Source organism: Marmoricola sp. RAF53 (assembly GCF_052114005.1).
In the GTDB taxonomy this organism is placed as follows: Bacteria; Actinomycetota; Actinomycetes; order Propionibacteriales; family Nocardioidaceae; genus Marmoricola.
Genome location: NZ_JBFRDX010000007.1, coordinates 158,148 through 174,714, shown reverse-complemented (window position 1 = coordinate 174,714; position 16,567 = coordinate 158,148). Strand labels below are relative to the sequence as shown.

At 72.3% G+C, this 16,567-nt stretch carries 13 protein-coding genes; 10 read left to right on the top strand and 3 right to left on the bottom strand.

Translation table 11 applies throughout. From position 1 onward, the window contains the following. Positions 1-9: 9 nt before the first annotated feature. From AB4Y76_RS08580 to AB4Y76_RS08555, 6 genes are all read left to right on the top strand, one after another. Positions 10-1,704, top strand: coding sequence for an L-aspartate oxidase (locus AB4Y76_RS08580; protein WP_441924158.1), 1,695 nt, complete (start codon positions 10-12; stop codon positions 1,702-1,704). Continuing rightward, positions 1,701-2,630, top strand: coding sequence for a carboxylating nicotinate-nucleotide diphosphorylase (gene nadC / locus AB4Y76_RS08575; protein ID WP_441924156.1), 930 nt, complete (start codon positions 1,701-1,703; stop codon positions 2,628-2,630). The genes AB4Y76_RS08580 and nadC overlap by 4 nt, the downstream gene beginning before the upstream one ends. Then, positions 2,627-3,409: a type III pantothenate kinase gene (locus AB4Y76_RS08570; protein WP_441924155.1), complete on the top strand. Its 783-nt coding sequence runs from the start codon at positions 2,627-2,629 to the stop codon at positions 3,407-3,409. The genes nadC and AB4Y76_RS08570 overlap by 4 nt, the downstream gene beginning before the upstream one ends. Before the next feature lie 29 nt (positions 3,410-3,438). Continuing rightward, positions 3,439-4,980, top strand: a complete 1,542-nt coding sequence (gene lysS / locus AB4Y76_RS08565; protein WP_441924153.1) for a lysine--tRNA ligase — start codon at positions 3,439-3,441, stop codon at positions 4,978-4,980. A gap of 96 nt (positions 4,981-5,076) precedes the next feature. Next, the gene (locus AB4Y76_RS08560) at positions 5,077-5,391 is read left to right on the top strand and encodes a histone-like nucleoid-structuring protein Lsr2 (RefSeq protein ID WP_441924151.1); all 315 of its coding nucleotides are present in this window, start codon (positions 5,077-5,079) and stop codon (positions 5,389-5,391) included. Between the two features lie 222 nt (positions 5,392-5,613). Further along, positions 5,614-8,127, top strand: coding sequence for an ATP-dependent Clp protease ATP-binding subunit (locus AB4Y76_RS08555; protein WP_441924149.1), 2,514 nt, complete (start codon positions 5,614-5,616; stop codon positions 8,125-8,127). A gap of 7 nt (positions 8,128-8,134) precedes the next feature. Here AB4Y76_RS08555 and AB4Y76_RS08550 read toward each other — a convergent pair whose 3' ends face one another. Continuing rightward, positions 8,135-8,995 (bottom strand): A/G-specific adenine glycosylase, encoded by an 861-nt coding sequence (locus AB4Y76_RS08550; protein WP_441924147.1) that lies wholly within the window; start codon positions 8,993-8,995, stop codon positions 8,135-8,137. A gap of 88 nt (positions 8,996-9,083) precedes the next feature. Here AB4Y76_RS08550 and AB4Y76_RS08545 point away from each other — a divergent pair, with 88 nt between their 5' ends. Beyond that, complete coding sequence (locus AB4Y76_RS08545; protein WP_441924145.1) at positions 9,084-9,818, top strand: hypothetical protein; 735 nt, start codon at positions 9,084-9,086, stop codon at positions 9,816-9,818. 93 nt (positions 9,819-9,911) lie between these two features. Here AB4Y76_RS08545 and disA read toward each other — a convergent pair whose 3' ends face one another. Both disA and radA read right to left on the bottom strand, forming a co-directional pair. Next, on the bottom strand, positions 9,912-10,997 hold the full coding sequence (disA, locus tag AB4Y76_RS08540; RefSeq protein ID WP_441924143.1) for a DNA integrity scanning diadenylate cyclase DisA: 1,086 nt from the start codon (positions 10,995-10,997) through the stop codon (positions 9,912-9,914). Between the two features lie 90 nt (positions 10,998-11,087). Further along, positions 11,088-12,521 carry a DNA repair protein RadA gene (radA, locus tag AB4Y76_RS08535; RefSeq protein WP_441924141.1) on the bottom strand — a complete coding sequence of 478 codons (1,434 nt, stop codon included), beginning with the start codon at positions 12,519-12,521 and terminating at the stop codon, positions 11,088-11,090. 130 nt (positions 12,522-12,651) lie between these two features. On the opposite strand from radA, the gene AB4Y76_RS08530 reads away from it, so the two are divergent. The 3 genes from AB4Y76_RS08530 to AB4Y76_RS08520 are packed head-to-tail and all read left to right on the top strand — an operon-like array spanning position 12,652 to position 16,505. Continuing rightward, positions 12,652-13,698, top strand: coding sequence for a LacI family DNA-binding transcriptional regulator (locus tag AB4Y76_RS08530; protein ID WP_441924139.1), 1,047 nt, complete (start codon positions 12,652-12,654; stop codon positions 13,696-13,698). 45 nt (positions 13,699-13,743) lie between these two features. After that, positions 13,744-15,075, top strand: coding sequence for an MFS transporter (locus AB4Y76_RS08525; RefSeq protein ID WP_441924137.1), 1,332 nt, complete (start codon positions 13,744-13,746; stop codon positions 15,073-15,075). Beyond that, positions 15,072-16,505 carry a pyridoxal phosphate-dependent decarboxylase family protein gene (locus tag AB4Y76_RS08520; protein WP_441924135.1) on the top strand — a complete coding sequence of 478 codons (1,434 nt, stop codon included), beginning with the start codon at positions 15,072-15,074 and terminating at the stop codon, positions 16,503-16,505. The genes AB4Y76_RS08525 and AB4Y76_RS08520 overlap by 4 nt, the downstream gene beginning before the upstream one ends. Positions 16,506-16,567: the final 62 nt, after the last annotated feature.

Genomic DNA, 16,567 nt, shown 5'->3' with positions numbered 1-16,567 from the left:
TCTCACCCGATGACCCCTTCTTCAACCGTCGGCACAGCGCTCCCGGGCACGTTGCCCGAACGGCTCGCCGCCGGTGAGCCCGGCTGGTCGACCGAGGCGGACGTCGTCGTCGTCGGCTCGGGGATCGCGGGCCTGACCGCCGCGCTCCGGCTGCGCGGCCAGGTCGGCAAGGTGCTGGTGGTCACCAAGGACGTGCTCTCCGCCGGGTCGACCCAGTGGGCGCAGGGCGGCATCGCCGCGGCGCTCGGCCCGGGCGACACCCCGCTCGAGCACGAGATCGACACCCTCGTCGCCGGCGCCGGGGTGTGCGACGCCGAGGCGGTCCGGGCGCTGGTCACCGAGGGCCCGGAGGCGGTCCACGAGCTGATCGCGCTCGGCGCCAACTTCGACCACTCCGACGACGGCGAGCTCAGCCTGACCCGCGAGGGCGGCCACCACCGGGACCGGATCGCGCACGCGGGCGGCGACGCCACCGGCGCCGAGATCCAACGCGCCCTGGTCGCCGCGATCGAGGCGGCTCCCGAGATCGAGGTCGTCCAGCACGCCCTCGCCGTCGATCTGCTGCTCGACGACGCCGGCGCGGTCGCCGGGATCACCCTGCACGTGATGGGCGAGGGCCAGCGCGACGGCGTCGGCGCGGTCCGCTGCCGGGCGGTCGTGCTCGCCTCCGGCGGGCTCGGCCAGGTCTTCTCGCAGACCACGAACCCGGCCGTCTCCACCGGCGACGGGATGGCGCTGGCGCTGCGCGCGGGCGCGGTGCTGCGCGACCTGGAGTTCGTCCAGTTCCACCCGACCGTGATGTACCTCGGCCCGGACTCGACCGGCCAGCAGCCGCTGATCTCGGAGGCGGTCCGCGGCGAGGGCGCGTTCCTGGTGGACTTCGCCGGCGACCGGTTCATGCAGGGGCAGCACCCGCTGGCCGACCTCGCCCCGCGCGACGTGGTCGCGAAGGCGATCACCCGCCGGATGCACGAGGAGGGCCAGCCGCACATGTGGCTGGACGCCCGCCACCTGGGCAAGGAGTTCTGGGAGAGACGCTTCCCGACCATCCTGGCCACGGCCCGCTCGCACGGCGTCGACCCGGTGACCGAGCTGATCCCGGTCGCGCCCGCCTGTCACTACGCCTCCGGCGGCGTCGCCACCGACCTGTGGGGCCGCTCCAACGTCCCCGGGCTCTACGCCACCGGCGAGGTCGCCTGCTCCGGCGTGCACGGTGCCAACCGGCTGGCCTCGAACTCGCTGCTCGAGGGCCTGGTCTTCTCCCGCCGGATCGCCCACGTCCTCCCCGGCGAGCTCGGCGAGCAGCGTGCGGCGGGCGAGGACCACCGGGTCGCCGGGGTGGTCGCCGCCGGGGTGCGGCCGGCCGTGCAGGCCACGATGACCGAACGGGTCGGCGTGCTGCGCAGTGCCGACGGCCTGGACCGGGCGCGCGACGAGCTCGCCGGGTACGCCGCGACCCCGGGCGAGGAGGGCACCGCGGCGTGGGAGACCACGAACCTGGTGTCGATCAGCGCCGCTCTCGCGACCGCAGCGGCGCTGCGCGAGGAGACCCGCGGGTCGCACTGGCGCGAGGACCACCCGGAGCGCGACGACGCCGGTTTCGCCGGCCACTTCGACGTGGTCCTGGTCGACGGCCGGCCGGTGGCGACCTTCCGCCCGGCCGCAGCGACCGACGTCGAGGCGCAGCAGGCGGTCGCCCGATGACCAGCCCGACCCCGTACGACGCCCTCCCCGCCGACCTGCTCGCCGAGCTGAGCAGGGCCGGCCTCGACCCGCGCCGGATCCACGCGATGGTCCTGGACGCGCTCGCCGAGGACCTGCCCCCGGACGGCACCGGGACCGACGTGACCAGCGAGGCGACGCTGCCGGACGCCACCGGGACCGCGGACTTCGGCGCCCGCGAGACCGGCGTCGTCGCGGGCCTCGGCATCGCGGCGCTGGTCTTCCACACCGTCCTCGGCGATGACGTGACCGTGCTGGACCGGCTCCCCGACGGGACCCCGGTCGACCGCGGCGACGTCGTCCTGCGGGTGCGCGGACCGGTCAAGGGGCTCCTGGTCGCCGAGCGGACGGCGCTCAACTTCGCCTGCCACCTGTCCGGCGTCGCGACCGCGACGGCCGCCTGGGTCGAGGCGCTCGCAGGCACCCGGGCCCGGGTCCTCGACACCCGCAAGACGCTGCCCGGCTACCGGGCGCTGCAGAAGTACGCCGTCCGCTGCGGGGGCGGCGTGAACCACCGGTTCAGCCTGTCGGACATGGCCCTGGTCAAGGACAACCACGTGGTCGCGGCCGGCGGCGTGGTGCCCGCCTTCGAGGCGGTGCGGGCGCGCTTCCCGGAGATCCCGGTGGAGGTCGAGATCGACCGGCTCGAGGACCTGGAGCCGCTCCTGGACGCCGGCTGCGAGCGGGTGCTCCTGGACAACATGAGCAACGAGACGATGGCCGCGGCGGTCGCGCTCAACGACGCCCGCGGCGAGGGCCGGGCCGTGCTGGAGGCCTCCGGCGGGCTCACCTTCGAGCGGGCCCGCTCGGTCGCGGAGACCGGGGTGGACTTCATCTCGGTCGGCGCGCTGACGCACTCGGTGAACGTCTTCGACCTCGGCATGGACCTGCTCGAGGAATCTCCATGACGCTGTTGTGCGCCGACATCGGCAACTCGCACACCACGCTGGGCCTGCTGGCCGACGGCGTGGTGCTGGACCACTGGCGGGTCTCGACGCTGGAGACCCGGACGGCCGACGAGTGGTTCGTGCTGATCCAGGGGCTGATCGAGCAGTCGGTCGGCAGCGGCGCGGCCGCGGTCAGCGGGGTCGCCGTCTGCGCGACCGTCCCGGCGGTGCTGCACGAGTGGCGCGACATGCTGGCCCGGCACTTCGCGGCGATCGAGTCGGTCGTCGTCGAGCCTGGTGTGCGGACCGGCGTACCGGTCCTGATGGACAACCCGCGCGAGGTCGGCGCCGACCGGGTGATCAACGCGCTCGCCGCCGCCACCCTGTACGACGGCCCGGCGATCGTGGTCGACTTCGGCACCGCGACCACCTTCGACGTGGTCTCCCCGCGCGGGGAGTACGTCGGCGGGGCGATCGCTCCGGGGATCGACATCTCGCTGGAGGCGCTCGGCCGCCGCGGCGCGCAGCTGCGCAAGGTCGAGCTGCTCCGCCCCCGGACCGTGATCGCGAAGAACACCGTCGAGGCGCTGCAGTCCGGCATGGTCTTCGGGTTCGCCAGCCAGGTGGACGGCATCGTGGAGCGGATGATCGCCGAGCTCGGGGTCCCGGTCGACGACGTGCACGTGATCGCGACCGGCGGCCTGGCCCCGGTCGTGGTCGACGAGTGCCGCTCGATCACCGAGCACCAACCCTGGCTCACCCTCCGCGGCCTCGAGCTCGTCTTCGCCCGGAACACCTGACCGGAAACCGAGAAAGTAGCCTTTCCCCCATGAGCGACCAGCCGGAGAACGTGCAGCCCGCAAGCGCTGCGGATGCTGTTGTGGACGACCTGCCCGAGCAGATGCAGGTGCGTCACGACAAGCGCGGCCGGCTCCTGGAGTCCGGGCAGCAGGCGTACCCGATCGCGGTGCCGCGCACGCACACGATCAAGGAGATCCGCGAGGCGTGGGACCCGAAGCTGGAGTCCGGCGAGCTGGAGCCGGACACCCGCACCGGTGAGACGGTCAGCATCGCCGGCCGGGTGATCTTCCTGCGCAACACCGGCAAGCTCTGCTTCGTCCGGCTGCGTGAGGGCGACGGCAGCGAGATCCAGGTGATGCTCTCGCTGGCCGACGTCGGCGAGGAGTCGCTCGCCGAGTTCAAGTCCCTGGTCGACCTCGGTGACCTGCTCGCCGCCACCGGTGAGGTCATCACCAGCCGTCGCGGGGAGCTGTCGGTCCAGGCGACGTCCTGGCAGATGGCCGCGAAGACGCTGCGCCCGCTGCCGAACGAGCACAAGCCGCTCTCCGACGAGGCCCGGATCCGGCTCCGGTACGTCGACATGATGATCCGGCCCGAGGCCCGCGAGATGGTCCGCACCAAGGCGACGGTGCTCCGCAGCCTGCGCGACACCCTCGACTCGCAGGGTTACCTCGAGGTCGAGACGCCGATCCTCCAGCTCACCAACGGTGGCGCGTCCGCACGCCCGTTCAAGACCCACCTGAACGCGCTCGACCAGCCGATGCTGCTGCGGATCGCCCTCGAGCTCGACCTGAAGCGGGCGATGATCGGCGGCGTCGACAAGGTCTACGAGATCGGCCGGACCTTCCGCAACGAGGGCCTGGACTCGACCCATGCCGCGGAGTTCTCGATGCTCGAGGCCTACCAGGCCTACGGCGACCAGTTCACGATGATGCAGCTGACCCGCGACCTCGTCCTCAACGCCGCGCGCGCCGTCGGACGGACCGTGGTGCCGGGCCGGGACGGGTCCGAGATCGACCTCGAGGCCGAGTGGCGCCAGGCACCGATCCTGGACCTGGTCTCGGACGCGCTCGGCGAGGAGATCACCGTCGGCACGACCGCCGAGGAGCTGCGCAAGCACGCCGAGAAGCACGACGTCGAGCTGCAGCCGACGTGGGGTGCGGAGGAGATCGTGGTGGAGCTGTACGAGCAGCTCGTCGAGGACTCCCTGATCACCCCGACCTTCGTGATGGACTACCCGGCCGCGGTGAAGCCGCTGGCCAAGGCGCACCGGTCGAAGGACGGGCTCAACGAGGCCTGGGACCTGATCATCAACGGCGTGGAGCTGGCGCCGGCGTACTCCGAGCTCAACGACCCGGTCGTGCAGCGCGAGCGGCTCACCGCGCAGTCGCTGCTGGCCGCGGCGGGGGACCCGGAGGCGATGGAGCTCGACGAGGTCTTCCTCAAGGCGATGGAGTACGGGATGCCCCCGGCAGGCGGGATGGGCATGGGCGTCGACCGCCTGATCATGCTCCTGACCGGTGCCGGAATCCGCGAGACCATCCTGTTCCCGCTGCTTCGCCCGGAATAGACCGGGAGTGGCCTCGGCGTTTCTCGTGCGCATTTCCTAATCCCCTGGGTATTCTCCGAAATGCCATCCGAAAAAGCGCGGACAGGGGATTGGAAAATGGCTCAGAAAGTCAACATCGTGCTCGTCGACGACATCGACGGGAGCGAGGCCGTCGAGACGGTGTCGTTCGCCCTGGACGGCCGCGACTACGAGATCGACCTCAACGAGGACAACGCCTCCGCACTGCGCGACGCGCTCGCCCTGTACGTCGGCCACGCCCGGCGCGGCGGCGGCGGTGGCCGGAAGCGCAGCCGCAACGACGGCCCGAGCCCGGCCGACATCCGGGTCTGGGCCCGCGAGAACGGTTTCGAGGTGCCCGACCGCGGCCGGGTCTCCTCCGAGGTGCGCGACGCGTACCTCGCCGCTCACTGATCGCCCTCGAACACCCGGGCCGGCGGCCGTCCCTCATCTTCGGGGGGCGGCCGCCGATCTGTGTCCAGGAGACCTCCGGCCGCTCGTGCCCCCGCGGGAGGGTTCCGTTGTTCGCTATCAGCGAAGACGGCACTTCACCGGAACACGTAGGCTGCAAACAGGGTTGGATGGGGCGTGCGGGTCGCACGCTGTCCGGCCCGCGAAGTCCAAGGAGCGATGCCCATGTTCGAACGGTTCACAGACCGTGCCCGTCGTGTTGTCGTGCTGGCCCAGGAAGAGGCCCGCATGCTCTCGCACAACTACATTGGCACCGAGCACATCCTGCTCGGTCTGATCCACGAAGGTGACGGCATTGCGGCCAAGGCTCTGGAGAGCCTCGGCATCTCGCTGGAGGGCGTCCGCGCCCAGGTCGAGGAGATCATCGGCCAGGGCCAGCAGGCTCCCAGCGGCCACATCCCGTTCACCCCGCGCGCGAAGAAGGTGCTCGAGCTGTCCCTGCGCGAGGCGCTGCAGCTCGGCCACAACTACATCGGCACCGAGCACATCCTGCTCGGCCTGATCCGTGAGGGCGAGGGCGTCGCCGCCCAGGTGCTGCAGAAGCTCGGCGCCGACCTCAACCGCGTCCGTCAGCAGGTCATCCAGCTGCTGTCCGGCTACCAGGGCAAGGAGGCGCAGACCGCGGGCACCGCCCCGGAGGCCGCGCCGTCCAGCTCCCTGGTCCTCGACCAGTTCGGCCGCAACTACACGCAGGCCGCCAAGGAGGGGAAGCTCGATCCGGTGATCGGGCGCGAGAAGGAGATCGAGCGGGTCATGCAGGTGCTGTCCCGCCGCACCAAGAACAACCCCGTCCTGATCGGCGAGCCCGGCGTCGGCAAGACCGCCTGCGTCGAGGGCCTGGCCCAGGCGATCGTGCGCGGCGACGTGCCCGAGACCCTGAAGGACAAGCAGATCTACTCGCTCGACCTCGGCGCGCTCGTCGCCGGGTCGCGCTACCGCGGTGACTTCGAGGAGCGCCTGAAGAAGGTCCTCAAGGAGATCAAGACCCGCGGCGACATCATCCTGTTCATCGACGAGCTGCACACGCTCGTCGGGGCCGGTGCCGCCGAGGGCGCGATCGACGCCGCCAGCATCCTCAAGCCGATGCTGGCCCGCGGCGAGCTGCAGACCATCGGTGCGACCACGCTCGACGAGTACCGCAAGCACCTGGAGAAGGACGCCGCGCTCGAGCGCCGCTTCCAGCCCATCCAGGTCGCCGAGCCGTCCATCGCGCACACCATCGAGATCCTCAAGGGTCTGCGCGACCGGTACGAGGCCCACCACCGGGTGACCATCACCGACGAGGCGCTGGTCTCGGCGGCGACGCTCGCCGACCGGTACGTCTCCGACCGGTTCCTGCCGGACAAGGCGATCGACCTGATCGACGAGGCCGGCTCCCGACTGCGGATCCGCCGGATGACCGCGCCGCCGGACCTGCGCGAGTTCGACGACAAGATCGGGGACGTCCGCCGCCGCAAGGAGGGCGCCATCGACGGCCAGGACTTCGAGGCCGCCGCGCGCCTGCGCGACGAGGAGAAGCAGCTGATCCTGGCGAAGGCCGAGCGCGAGAAGCAGTGGCGCGCCGGTGACATGGACGTCGTCGCGGAGGTCGACGAGGAGCTCATCGCCGAGGTCCTCGCGGTCGCGACCGGCATCCCGATCGTCAAGCTCTCCGAGGAGGAGTCGACCCGGCTGCTCAAGATGGAGGACGAGCTCCACAAGCGCGTCATCGGTCAGGACGAGGCCGTCAAGGCGCTGTCCCGGGCGATCCGTCGTACCCGTGCCGGCCTGAAGGACCCGAAGCGCCCCGGCGGTTCGTTCATCTTCGCCGGCCCGTCCGGTGTCGGTAAGACCTGGCTGTCCAAGACGCTCGCCGAGTTCCTCTTCGGCGACGAGGACGCGCTGATCCAGCTCGACATGTCGGAGTTCTCCGAGAAGCACACCGTCTCGCGGCTGTTCGGTTCGCCCCCGGGCTACGTCGGCTACGAAGAGGGTGGCCAGCTGACCGAGAAGGTGCGGCGCAAGCCGTTCTCGGTGGTCCTCTTCGACGAGGTCGAGAAGGCGCACCCGGACATCTTCAACAGCCTGCTGCAGATCCTGGAGGAAGGTCGCCTGACCGACAGCCAGGGCCGAGTGGTCGACTTCAAGAACACCGTGATCATCATGACCACGAACCTCGGTTCGCGGGACATCAGCAAGGGCGTCAGCCTCGGCTTCGGCAACGCGTCCGACGTCCAGGGCACCTACGAGCGGATGAAGGCCAAGGTGCAGGAGGAGCTCAAGCAGCACTTCCGTCCCGAGTTCCTCAACCGTGTCGACGAGGTCATCGTGTTCCCGCCGCTGTCGCAGGAGCAGATCGTCTCGATGGTGGACAACATGATCGCCTCCGTCGAGATCCGGCTGCGCGACCGCGACATGTCGATCGAGCTGACCCAGGCTGCGAAGGACCTGCTGGCGACGCGCGGCTTCGACCCGGTGCTCGGTGCCCGTCCGCTGCGGCGCACGGTCCAGCGCGAGATCGAGGACGTGCTGGCCGAGAAGATGCTGTACGGCGAGGTCGGCCCCGGTCAGATCGTGCTGGTCGGCGTCGAGGGCGAGGGCGCGACCGCGTCGTTCACCTTCGAGGGCACGGCTCGCGCGGTGCTGCCGGACGTCCCGCCGGTCGAGGTGACCGGCGGCGGCGAGGAAGCCCCCGTCTGACCGGACCTCAGCCCGGAAGAGCGAACAGCTGGCCTTCCTGCACGACGAGACCATCGTCGAGCAGGGAGGCCAGTGCTCGTTCCCGCTGCGGCACGTCGGCCCAGACGGCCTCGAGACGCGCGCGCCGGACGGGACCGTCGGCGTCGCGCAGCACGGCGAGCAGCCGGCCCCGGCACTGCCGGTCGGTCCCGGCGTAGGTCTGTACCTTCCGCGCCGGCCCGTCGTACGCCGGCCGCCCGGCCCGCGTCCACGCGCACGCGGCGCTCACCGGGCACGTCCCGCAGGCGGGCGAGCTCGCCGTGCAGACGAGCGCACCGAGCTCCATCACCGCGACCGCCCACACCTCGGGGCCGTCGTCGGGGACCAGCGACTCCGCCAGGTCGCGCTCGGCCCGGGTCACCGACGGCGACGGGAACTCGACCCCGGCGACCGCGCGGCCCAGGACCCGGCGCACGTTCGTGTCGAGCACGGCGTGGCGCCGGCCGAACGCGAACGACGCGATCGCGGCCGCGGTGTAGTCGCCGACCCCCGGTAGCGCCCGGAGCGCCTCGTAGGTGTCCGGGACCTCGCCGCCGTGCTCGGCCGTGATGGTCACCGCGCAGGCGTGCAGCCGCAGCGCACGACGCGGGTAGCCGAGCCGGCCCCAGGCGCGGACCGCCTCCCCGCTGGGCTCGGCCGCGAACGCCGCCGGGGTGGGCCAGCGCTCCAGCCAGGCCTCGTGCACCGGCAGCACCCGGCTGACCGGCGTCTGCTGGAGCATGAACTCCGAGACCATCACCGACCACGGGCTCGTGCCCGGGCGTCGCCAGGGGAGGTCGCGCGCGGATGCGGCGTACCAGTCGAGGACGGGTTCGATCAGGGGGTTCACGCCCACGTACCCTACGGAACCGTCCGCAGGAGCGGGCACCTCGGTGCGCCTCCCGCACCTGCCACCGGTTCTTTCCTACGGTGCAACCATGACGTCGGTTTCGAGGCCGCGGGGACGGCAGCCGGCCCGGGTGTACTGGTTCCGGCGCGTCGCCGTCGTGGTCACCGTGCTGGCCCTCGCCTTCGCGGTCGGTCGCCTGCTCGTCGGGGGTGGCGACGAGAAGGCGACCGACACCGCCGCCGTCACGGCCGGCAGCCCGCACGCGAGCACCGGGCCGTCAGCGGCCCCCACCACCTCCGCGCCGATCGGGCCGGTTCCGGCGAGCACCCCGGCCGCGAAGCCGACCGGGACGGCGCCACCGGTCGTCCTGGCCGAGCCGACCGGGCCGTGCGCCGTCGACGAGATCACGGTGGCGCCCGAGGTGGCCACCCGACCCGCCGGTACCCGGGTCCCGCTGGTGCTGGACCTGACCGGCATCCGGCCGGCGTGCACCTTCCAGGTCTCGCCGCGCAGCGTCGCCGTCCGGGTGACCTCCGGCACCGACCGGATCTGGACGAGCCAGGACTGCCCGATCTCGATCCAGCCCCAGACCGTGGTCGTGCGCAGCGCGACGCCGGCGAAGGTGATCGTGCACTGGAGCGGGCGCCGCTCCGACGACGAGTGCAGCCGCTCGACCGACTGGGCGCTGCCCGGCTACTACCAGGTGACCGCGGCGGCCATCGGCTCGGAGCCGAGCGACGGCCGGTTCCGACTGGTCAGCCCGCCGCGCCCGGTGGTCACCAAGACGATCACGCCGAAGCCGAAGAAGCAGAAGGTCGACTGACTCCCTCCTCCGTCGTAGAGCTCCGTCGTAGAGCCGTGGTCGTCGAGCTGGTCGAGACGGCGTGAGGCAGGAAGCAGCCGCGACCACCGACCGCTATACGTACCGCTCGAGGATGCTGGACTCCGCCAGCCGGGACAGGCCCTCGCGGACGCTGCGGGCCCGGAGCTCGCCGACGCCCTCGACGATCTGGAGCTCCTCGACGCCGGCGGAGAGCAGCTTCTGCAAGGTGTCGAACTGCTCGATGAGGCCGTCGACGACGCTGCTGGGCAGCCGCGGGACCTTCGCGAGCAGCCGGTAGCCGCGCGGGGTGACCGCCCCGTCGAGGTGCTCGGCCTGGCCGAGCCCGAGGGCCTTGGCGACCATCGAGATGTCGACCAGGTCGGTGGGGGAGAGCGCCTCCAGGTCGGCGAGGACCGTCGCGACGGTGCGCTTGCGGCGTCCGGTCGGCAGGTAGTCGCGGACGACCAGCTCGCGTTCGGCGTCGACCCCGGTGACCAGCTCCTCGAGCTGCAGCGAGAGCAGCCGCCCGTCGGTGCCGAGCTCGAGCACGTAGTCCTCGATCTCGCGCGCGATGCGGGTGACCATCTCCAGGCGCTGCGCGACCACGGCGACGTCGCGGACGGTGACCAGGTCCTCGATCTCCAGCGCGGAGAGCGTGGACGAGACCTCGTCGAGGCGGAGCTTGTAGCGCTCCAGCGTGGCGAGCGCCTGGTTCGCGCGGGACAGGATCGAGCCGCTGTCCTCGAGCACGTACCGGGTCTCGCCGACGTACGCGGCGATGATCTGCATCGACTGCGACACCGAGATGACCGGGAAGCCGGTCTGCTTGGCGACGCGGTCCGCGGTCCGGTGCCGGGTGCCGGTCTCCTCGCTGGGGATGGTGTGGTCCGGCATCAGGTGCACGTTCGCCCGGATGATCCGGGTGACGTCGGCGTCGACGACGATCGCACCGTCCATCTTCGCGAGCTCGCGCAGACCGGTCGCGGTGAACGGCACGTCGAGGGTGAATCCACCGGTCGCGATCGTCTGGACGGTCTTGTCGTGCCCGAGGACGATCAGCGCACCGGTGCGGCCGCGCAGGATGCGCTCCAGGCCGTCGCGCAGGGACGTGCCCGGCGCGATGCTGGCGAGGGTCGCGCGCAGGCGCTCGGCCTCGTGCGCGTCGTCGGTGGCTACCACGCGGACAACTCTAGGGCTCCGCGGTGCCCGTGCCGACCTACTTTGGTATCGACGGGCACCGCCTCAGGTCGCGCCCTGCCCGGTCGCGACTCAGGTGACCAGCCGGGGTCCGGCATGCTGGAACCGCTGCGGCGCGTCCTCCTCCGAGCTCATCCCGAGCACGTCCACGGCGCGGCGGATGTTGTCGAGGTCGACGACGCGGACCTCGTCGACGATCCGGCTGCGACCGATGTGCTCGGGCTTCTCGGCCGGCACCGCTGCAGAGCGGAAGCCCATCCGGCCGGCCTCGGCGATCCGGACGTCGAGGTCACGCACCCGCCGGAGCTCGCCGGAGAGTCCGAGCTCGCCGACGGCGACGACCTGCCGGCCCAGCGGCCGGCCGCGGTGGGCGGAGACGATCGCCAGGGCGATGGCGAGGTCGTTGCTCGGCTCGGTGAGCCGGGCGCCGCCGACGCTGGAGACGAAGACGTCGTGGGCGTGCAGCCGGACGCCGGCGTGCTGCTGCAGGATCGCCAGGATCATCGCGACCCGGGAGGAGTCGACCCCGGAGGTGGTCCGGCGCGGTCGCTCGGAGGGCGAGTGCGTCACCAGGGCCTGCACCTCGCTGAGCAGCGGCCGACGTCCCTCCATCGCCACCGCGACGCAGGTGCCCGGGACCGACCCGTGCCGCACGTCCAGGAAGAGCCCGGTCGGGTCGGTGATCGCGACGATGCCGGTGGCGGACAGGTCGAAGCAGCCGACCTCGTCGACCGGGCCGAACCGGTTCTTCACCGCGCGGACCAGCCGGAGCCGGGAGGACCGCTCGCCCTCGAAGTGCAGCACCACGTCGACCAGGTGCTCGAGGACCCGCGGGCCGGCGATGCTGCCGTCCTTGGTGACGTGGCCGACCAGCACCAGGGTGATGTTGCGCAGCTTGGCGGTGCGGATCAGCGCGGCCGCGACCTCCTTGACCTGGCTGACCCCGCCGGGGACCCCGTCGACGTCGCTCGCGCTGATCGTCTGGATCGAGTCGATCACCAGCAGGGTCGGCTTGACCTCCTCGATGTGGCCGAGGACGGCGCCGAGGTCCGTCTCGGCGGCGAGGAAGAGCTCGTCGGTGATGCCGCCGGTGCGGTCGGCCCGCAGCCGCACCTGGGCCGCGGACTCCTCGCCGGTGAGGTAGAGGGTGCGCCGGCCGGTGCGCGCGGTCTGGGCGGCGACCTCGAGCAGCAGCGTCGACTTGCCGACGCCGGGCTCGCCGGCGAGCAGGATCGCGGCGCCGGGCACCAGCCCGCCGCCGAGGACCCGGTCGAGCTCGGGAACGCCGCTGCCCCGCGCGTGGGAGTCCTCGATCGGGATCTCACCGATCGGCTGGGCCTTCGCCGTCACCGGTCCGGCCTGGACCCGGCTGGTGGCCGCCCCGCGCTCGGCCACGGTGCCCCAGGCCTGGCACTCGCCGCACCGGCCGACCCACTTCGCGGCCTCCCAGCCGCACTCGCCGCACTGGTACGCCGCCGGGGCCGGTCGCTTCGTCTTGCTCGCCATGGGTTCGAACATAGGTGCGAACGCCGACAATCCGGTCCGGACGCGCCGGGGCGGCGTACGCCCTATCCTGGGGCCACCGGTTGGAACGATCCATTCGCGCCCGTGCGCGACCGTCAGACAGGGAGGTGCCATGAGCCCGAGCCGACGGCTCACGGGCCCGCACCCGACCCTCGCCACCGTCGCCCAGCGCGCCGGCGTCTCCCGGCAGACGGTGTCGAACGCGCTGAACAGCCCCGAGCTGCTCCGGCCGGACACGCTCGCCCGCGTCCAGGCGGTGATCGAAGAGCTGGGCTACACGCCGAACCGGGCGGCGCGCCAGCTGCGCACCCGGGCCTCGCACATGATCGGCCTCCGCTTCGAGCCGGCGCAGGAGGGCACCAGCAACGCGCTGATGGACCGGTTCGTGCACACCCTGGTCGAGACGACCGCGCGCACCGGGCACCACATCGTGCTGTTCTCCGGCGACCCCGCCGACCCGCTCGACGGCTACGACGAGCTTCTCCGCGCGACCGCCGTCGACGCCTTCGTCATCACCGACACGTACGCCGGCACCCCGCAGGCCGACCTGCTGCAGCGGGTCGGCGCGCCGTTCGTGACCTTCGGCCGCCCGTGGGACGACCCGGACGCCCGCAACCCGTGGGTGGACGTCTCCGGGGCGACCGGTGCCACCCTCGCCACCGAGCACCTGCTCGAGGCCGGGCACCGGCGGATCGCCTGGCTCGGCTGGGAGCGGACCTCGCGGATCGGCGAGGACCGGCGGCAGGGCTGGCAGCGCGCGATGGCGGCGGCAGGGCTCGACACGACGGGTCTCGGCGTCCGGATCGGCGACAACGTCGACGCCGCCCGGATGGCCGCGCACCGGCTCCTCGACGAGGGTCCGGACCGGGTCACCGGCTTCGCCTGCGCCAGCGACACCATCGGCATCGGCGTGCTGCACGCGCTCCACGAACGGGGTCTGCGGCCCGGGGTGGACGTCGGCGTCACCGGTTTCGACGACTCGCTGGCCGCGCAGGTGGTCTGGCCCGGTCTGACCTCGGTGCGGCTGCCGCTGGAGCAGGTCGCGATGGAGATCGTCGACCTGCTGCACACGGTGCTCTCGCTCAAGACCGTGCACGAGCCGGCCCGGATGCTCGACCCGACGCTCGTCGTCCGGCGGTCGACGTCGCGCGAGGGTTAGCGATCATTCACCGCAAACCGGACATGCCCGGTTAAGGTGCGTTCCATGACCCTCACCGAGTCCGAGCGGCTCCCGCGGAGCGTCCAGCTCGGCTACGGCTCGGGCTCGGTGGCCACCGGTGCGTTCGGCACCGTGCCCGGCCTGATGCTGCTGCCGTACCTCACCGACCAGCTCGGCATCGCCGCCGTCGTCGCCGGGTTCATCGTCTTCGCCCCGAAGGCCTGGGACGTGGTGCTCAACCCGATCGCCGGCCGGATCTCCGACCGCACCGTCGACCCGCGGGGCCCGCGGCGGCCGTGGCTGCTGCGGGCCGGCCTCGCCCTGGCGGTGTGCTTCGCGCTGCTGTTCGCCGGGCCCGACCTGGGCTCGAAGACGCTCGACGCGGTCTGGGTGCTGCTGCTCTTCGTGGCCTGCGCGACGGCGTACGCGTTCTTCCAGGTCCCGTACGTCGCGATGCCCGCCGAGATCACCGACTCCTACGACGAGCGCACCCGGTTGATGACCTGGCGGGTCGCCATCCTCGCCTTCACGATCATGCTCGCCGGTGCGTCCGCGCCCGCGATCCGCGACGCGATCGGCGGTCGTGACGGCTACCGGGCGATGGGCGTGGTGATGGCGCTGGTCATCCTGGTCGGCGTGGTCGCGGCCTACCGCGGCACCCGGCGCGCGCCGGTCGGCACCGTCGAGGCCGGGTCGGGCACGCTGCGCGACCAGCTCCGGATCGTCGCCGGGGCCCGGGACTTCCGGCTGCTGCTCACCACCTTCCTGGTGCAGGCGCTCGCGGTCGGCAGCATGCTCGCGGGCGTCGACTACCTGGCCAAGGACGTGCTCGGGCGGGACGGCGCCACGACGATCCTCTTCGTCTGCTTCGTCGGACCGGCCCTGCTGCTCACCCCGGTCTGGGCCCGCGTCGGGGAGCGGATCGGCAAGAAGCGCGGCTACCTGTACTCCTCCGTCATCCTCGCCGCCGGCGCCCTGCTCGCCGCGTTCGCCCGGGTCGAGCCCGCGGCGCTGGTCTTCGCCTCCACCGCGCTCGTCGGCGTCGGGTACGCCGGCTGCCAGGTGTTCCCGCTGGCGATGCTGCCGGACGCGGCCGCGGTCGACGCCCGCCGGACCGGCAGCAACCGGGCCGGCGTCTACACCGGTGTCTGGACCGCCGGCGAGACCGTCGGCCTGGCCCTCGGCCCGGCCCTGTTCGCGCTGGTGCTCGCGCTCGGCGGCTACGTGTCGAGCACCGGCGAGGAGAACGTCGCGCAGCCGGACTCCGCTCTCACCGCGATCACGCTCGGCTTCTCGGTGCTGCCCGCGGTCCTGATGCTCGTCAGCCTGGTCTGGCTGACCCGGTACTCCCTCACCCCGGAAGAGGTCGACGCATGACAACGGACAACGACGTCCTCGCCCGGCTCCGCGAACGCCAGTCCGCGGACCTGCCCGTGCACGGCGGCCGCACCCTGGCCTACGTCTACGACTCCGGCCTCGCCGAGGTGGACCGGGTCGGGCGCGAGGCGGTGGCGGCGTACGCCGGCTCCAACGGTCTCGACCCGACGGCGTTCCCCAGCCTGCTCGCGATGGAGAACGAGCTCGTCGGCTTCGGCCTGCGCCTCCTGGACGCGCCCGACGGCGCTGTCGGCACGGTCACTTCCGGCGGCACCGAGTCGGTGCTGCTCGCCGTGCAGACCGCCCGCGACAGCCGCCCGGACGTGGCCCGCCCGCGGATGGTGCTGCCGACGACCGTGCACGCCGCGTTCCACAAGGCCGCGCACTACTTCGGCGTCGAGCCGGTCTTCGTGCCGGTCGGGCCGGACCACCGGGCCGACGTGGTGGCCACCGCGGCCGCGATCGACGACAGCACCGTCCTCGTGGTCGCCAGCGCGCCGTCGTACGCGCACGGCGTGGTCGATCCGGTGACCGAGATCGCCGCACTCGCGGCGCAACGCGGCATCCGCTGCCACGTCGACGCGTGCATCGGCGGCTGGGTCCTCCCGTACGCCGTCCGCCTGGGCCGCGACGTCCCGGCCTGGACCTTCGCGGTCGACGGGGTCACCTCGATCTCGGTCGACCTGCACAAGTACGGGTACGCCCCGAAGGGCACCTCGCTGCTGCTGCACCGGACCGCCGAGCTGCGCCGTCCGCAGTTCTTCGCCTCGGCGCTGTGGCCGGGCTACACGATGCTCAACGCGACGATGCAGTCGACCAAGTCGGGCGGGCCGCTGGCCGGCGCCTGGGCGGTGGTCCAGACCCTCGGCGACGACGGCTACCTGCGGATGGCGCAGGAGGTGTTCGGCGCGGTCGACGAGATCGTCGCCGGCCTGCCGTCGGTGCCGGCGCTGTCGCTGGTCGCGCGGCCCGACTCGACCCTGGTCGCACTGGCGACCGACGCGACCTGCGACCCGTTCACGATCTGCGACGAGATGGCCGCCCGGGACTGGTACGTGCAGCCGCAGATGAGCTTCGCCGGCGAACCGGCGACCATCCACCTGTCGGTCTCGGCCGCCACGCGCGCGCACGTGCCGGAGTTCCTGGACGCGCTGCGCGCGTCCGTCGCCGCCGCGGTCGCCGCCGGCCCGGTGGTCGTGGACCCGGGCGTCGTCGACTTCATCAAGGCGCTCGACCCGGCCGCGCTGACCGATGCCGACTTCGACGGCCTGCTCGCCGCCTCCGGCCTGGTCGGCGAAGGGGACGGGGAAGGCGGGTTGGCGCTCCCCGAGCGGATGGCCGGGGTCAACGCCCTCCTCGACCTGGCCAGCCCCGCGATGCGCGAGGCCCTGCTGATCGCCTTCCTGGACCGGCTCTCGCGCCCGGTCTGAGGCGGTCGGCGGTCCGGTCCGCGGCGGTGCCTGTGGATGTACGCCCGCTGTGGAGCAGTCGT

What these genes read in the sequence shown, in the direction of transcription:
- AB4Y76_RS08545 (WP_441924145.1), top strand. Translation starts at nt 9,084, where the DNA reads ATGACGTCGGTTTCGAGGCCGCGGGGACGGCAGCCGGCCCGGGTGTAC.
- AB4Y76_RS08530 (WP_441924139.1), top strand. Translation starts at nt 12,652, where the DNA reads ATGAGCCCGAGCCGACGGCTCACGGGCCCGCACCCGACCCTCGCCACC.
- nadC (WP_441924156.1), top strand. Translation starts at nt 1,701, where the DNA reads ATGACCAGCCCGACCCCGTACGACGCCCTCCCCGCCGACCTGCTCGCC.
- AB4Y76_RS08560 (WP_441924151.1), top strand. Translation starts at nt 5,077, where the DNA reads ATGGCTCAGAAAGTCAACATCGTGCTCGTCGACGACATCGACGGGAGC.
- AB4Y76_RS08580 (WP_441924158.1), top strand. Translation starts at nt 10, where the DNA reads ATGACCCCTTCTTCAACCGTCGGCACAGCGCTCCCGGGCACGTTGCCC.
- lysS (WP_441924153.1), top strand. Translation starts at nt 3,439, where the DNA reads ATGAGCGACCAGCCGGAGAACGTGCAGCCCGCAAGCGCTGCGGATGCT.
- AB4Y76_RS08525 (WP_441924137.1), top strand. Translation starts at nt 13,744, where the DNA reads ATGACCCTCACCGAGTCCGAGCGGCTCCCGCGGAGCGTCCAGCTCGGC.
- AB4Y76_RS08555 (WP_441924149.1), top strand. Translation starts at nt 5,614, where the DNA reads ATGTTCGAACGGTTCACAGACCGTGCCCGTCGTGTTGTCGTGCTGGCC.
- AB4Y76_RS08520 (WP_441924135.1), top strand. Translation starts at nt 15,072, where the DNA reads ATGACAACGGACAACGACGTCCTCGCCCGGCTCCGCGAACGCCAGTCC.
- radA (WP_441924141.1), bottom strand. Translation starts at nt 12,521, where the DNA reads ATGGCGAGCAAGACGAAGCGACCGGCCCCGGCGGCGTACCAGTGCGGC.
- AB4Y76_RS08570 (WP_441924155.1), top strand. Translation starts at nt 2,627, where the DNA reads ATGACGCTGTTGTGCGCCGACATCGGCAACTCGCACACCACGCTGGGC.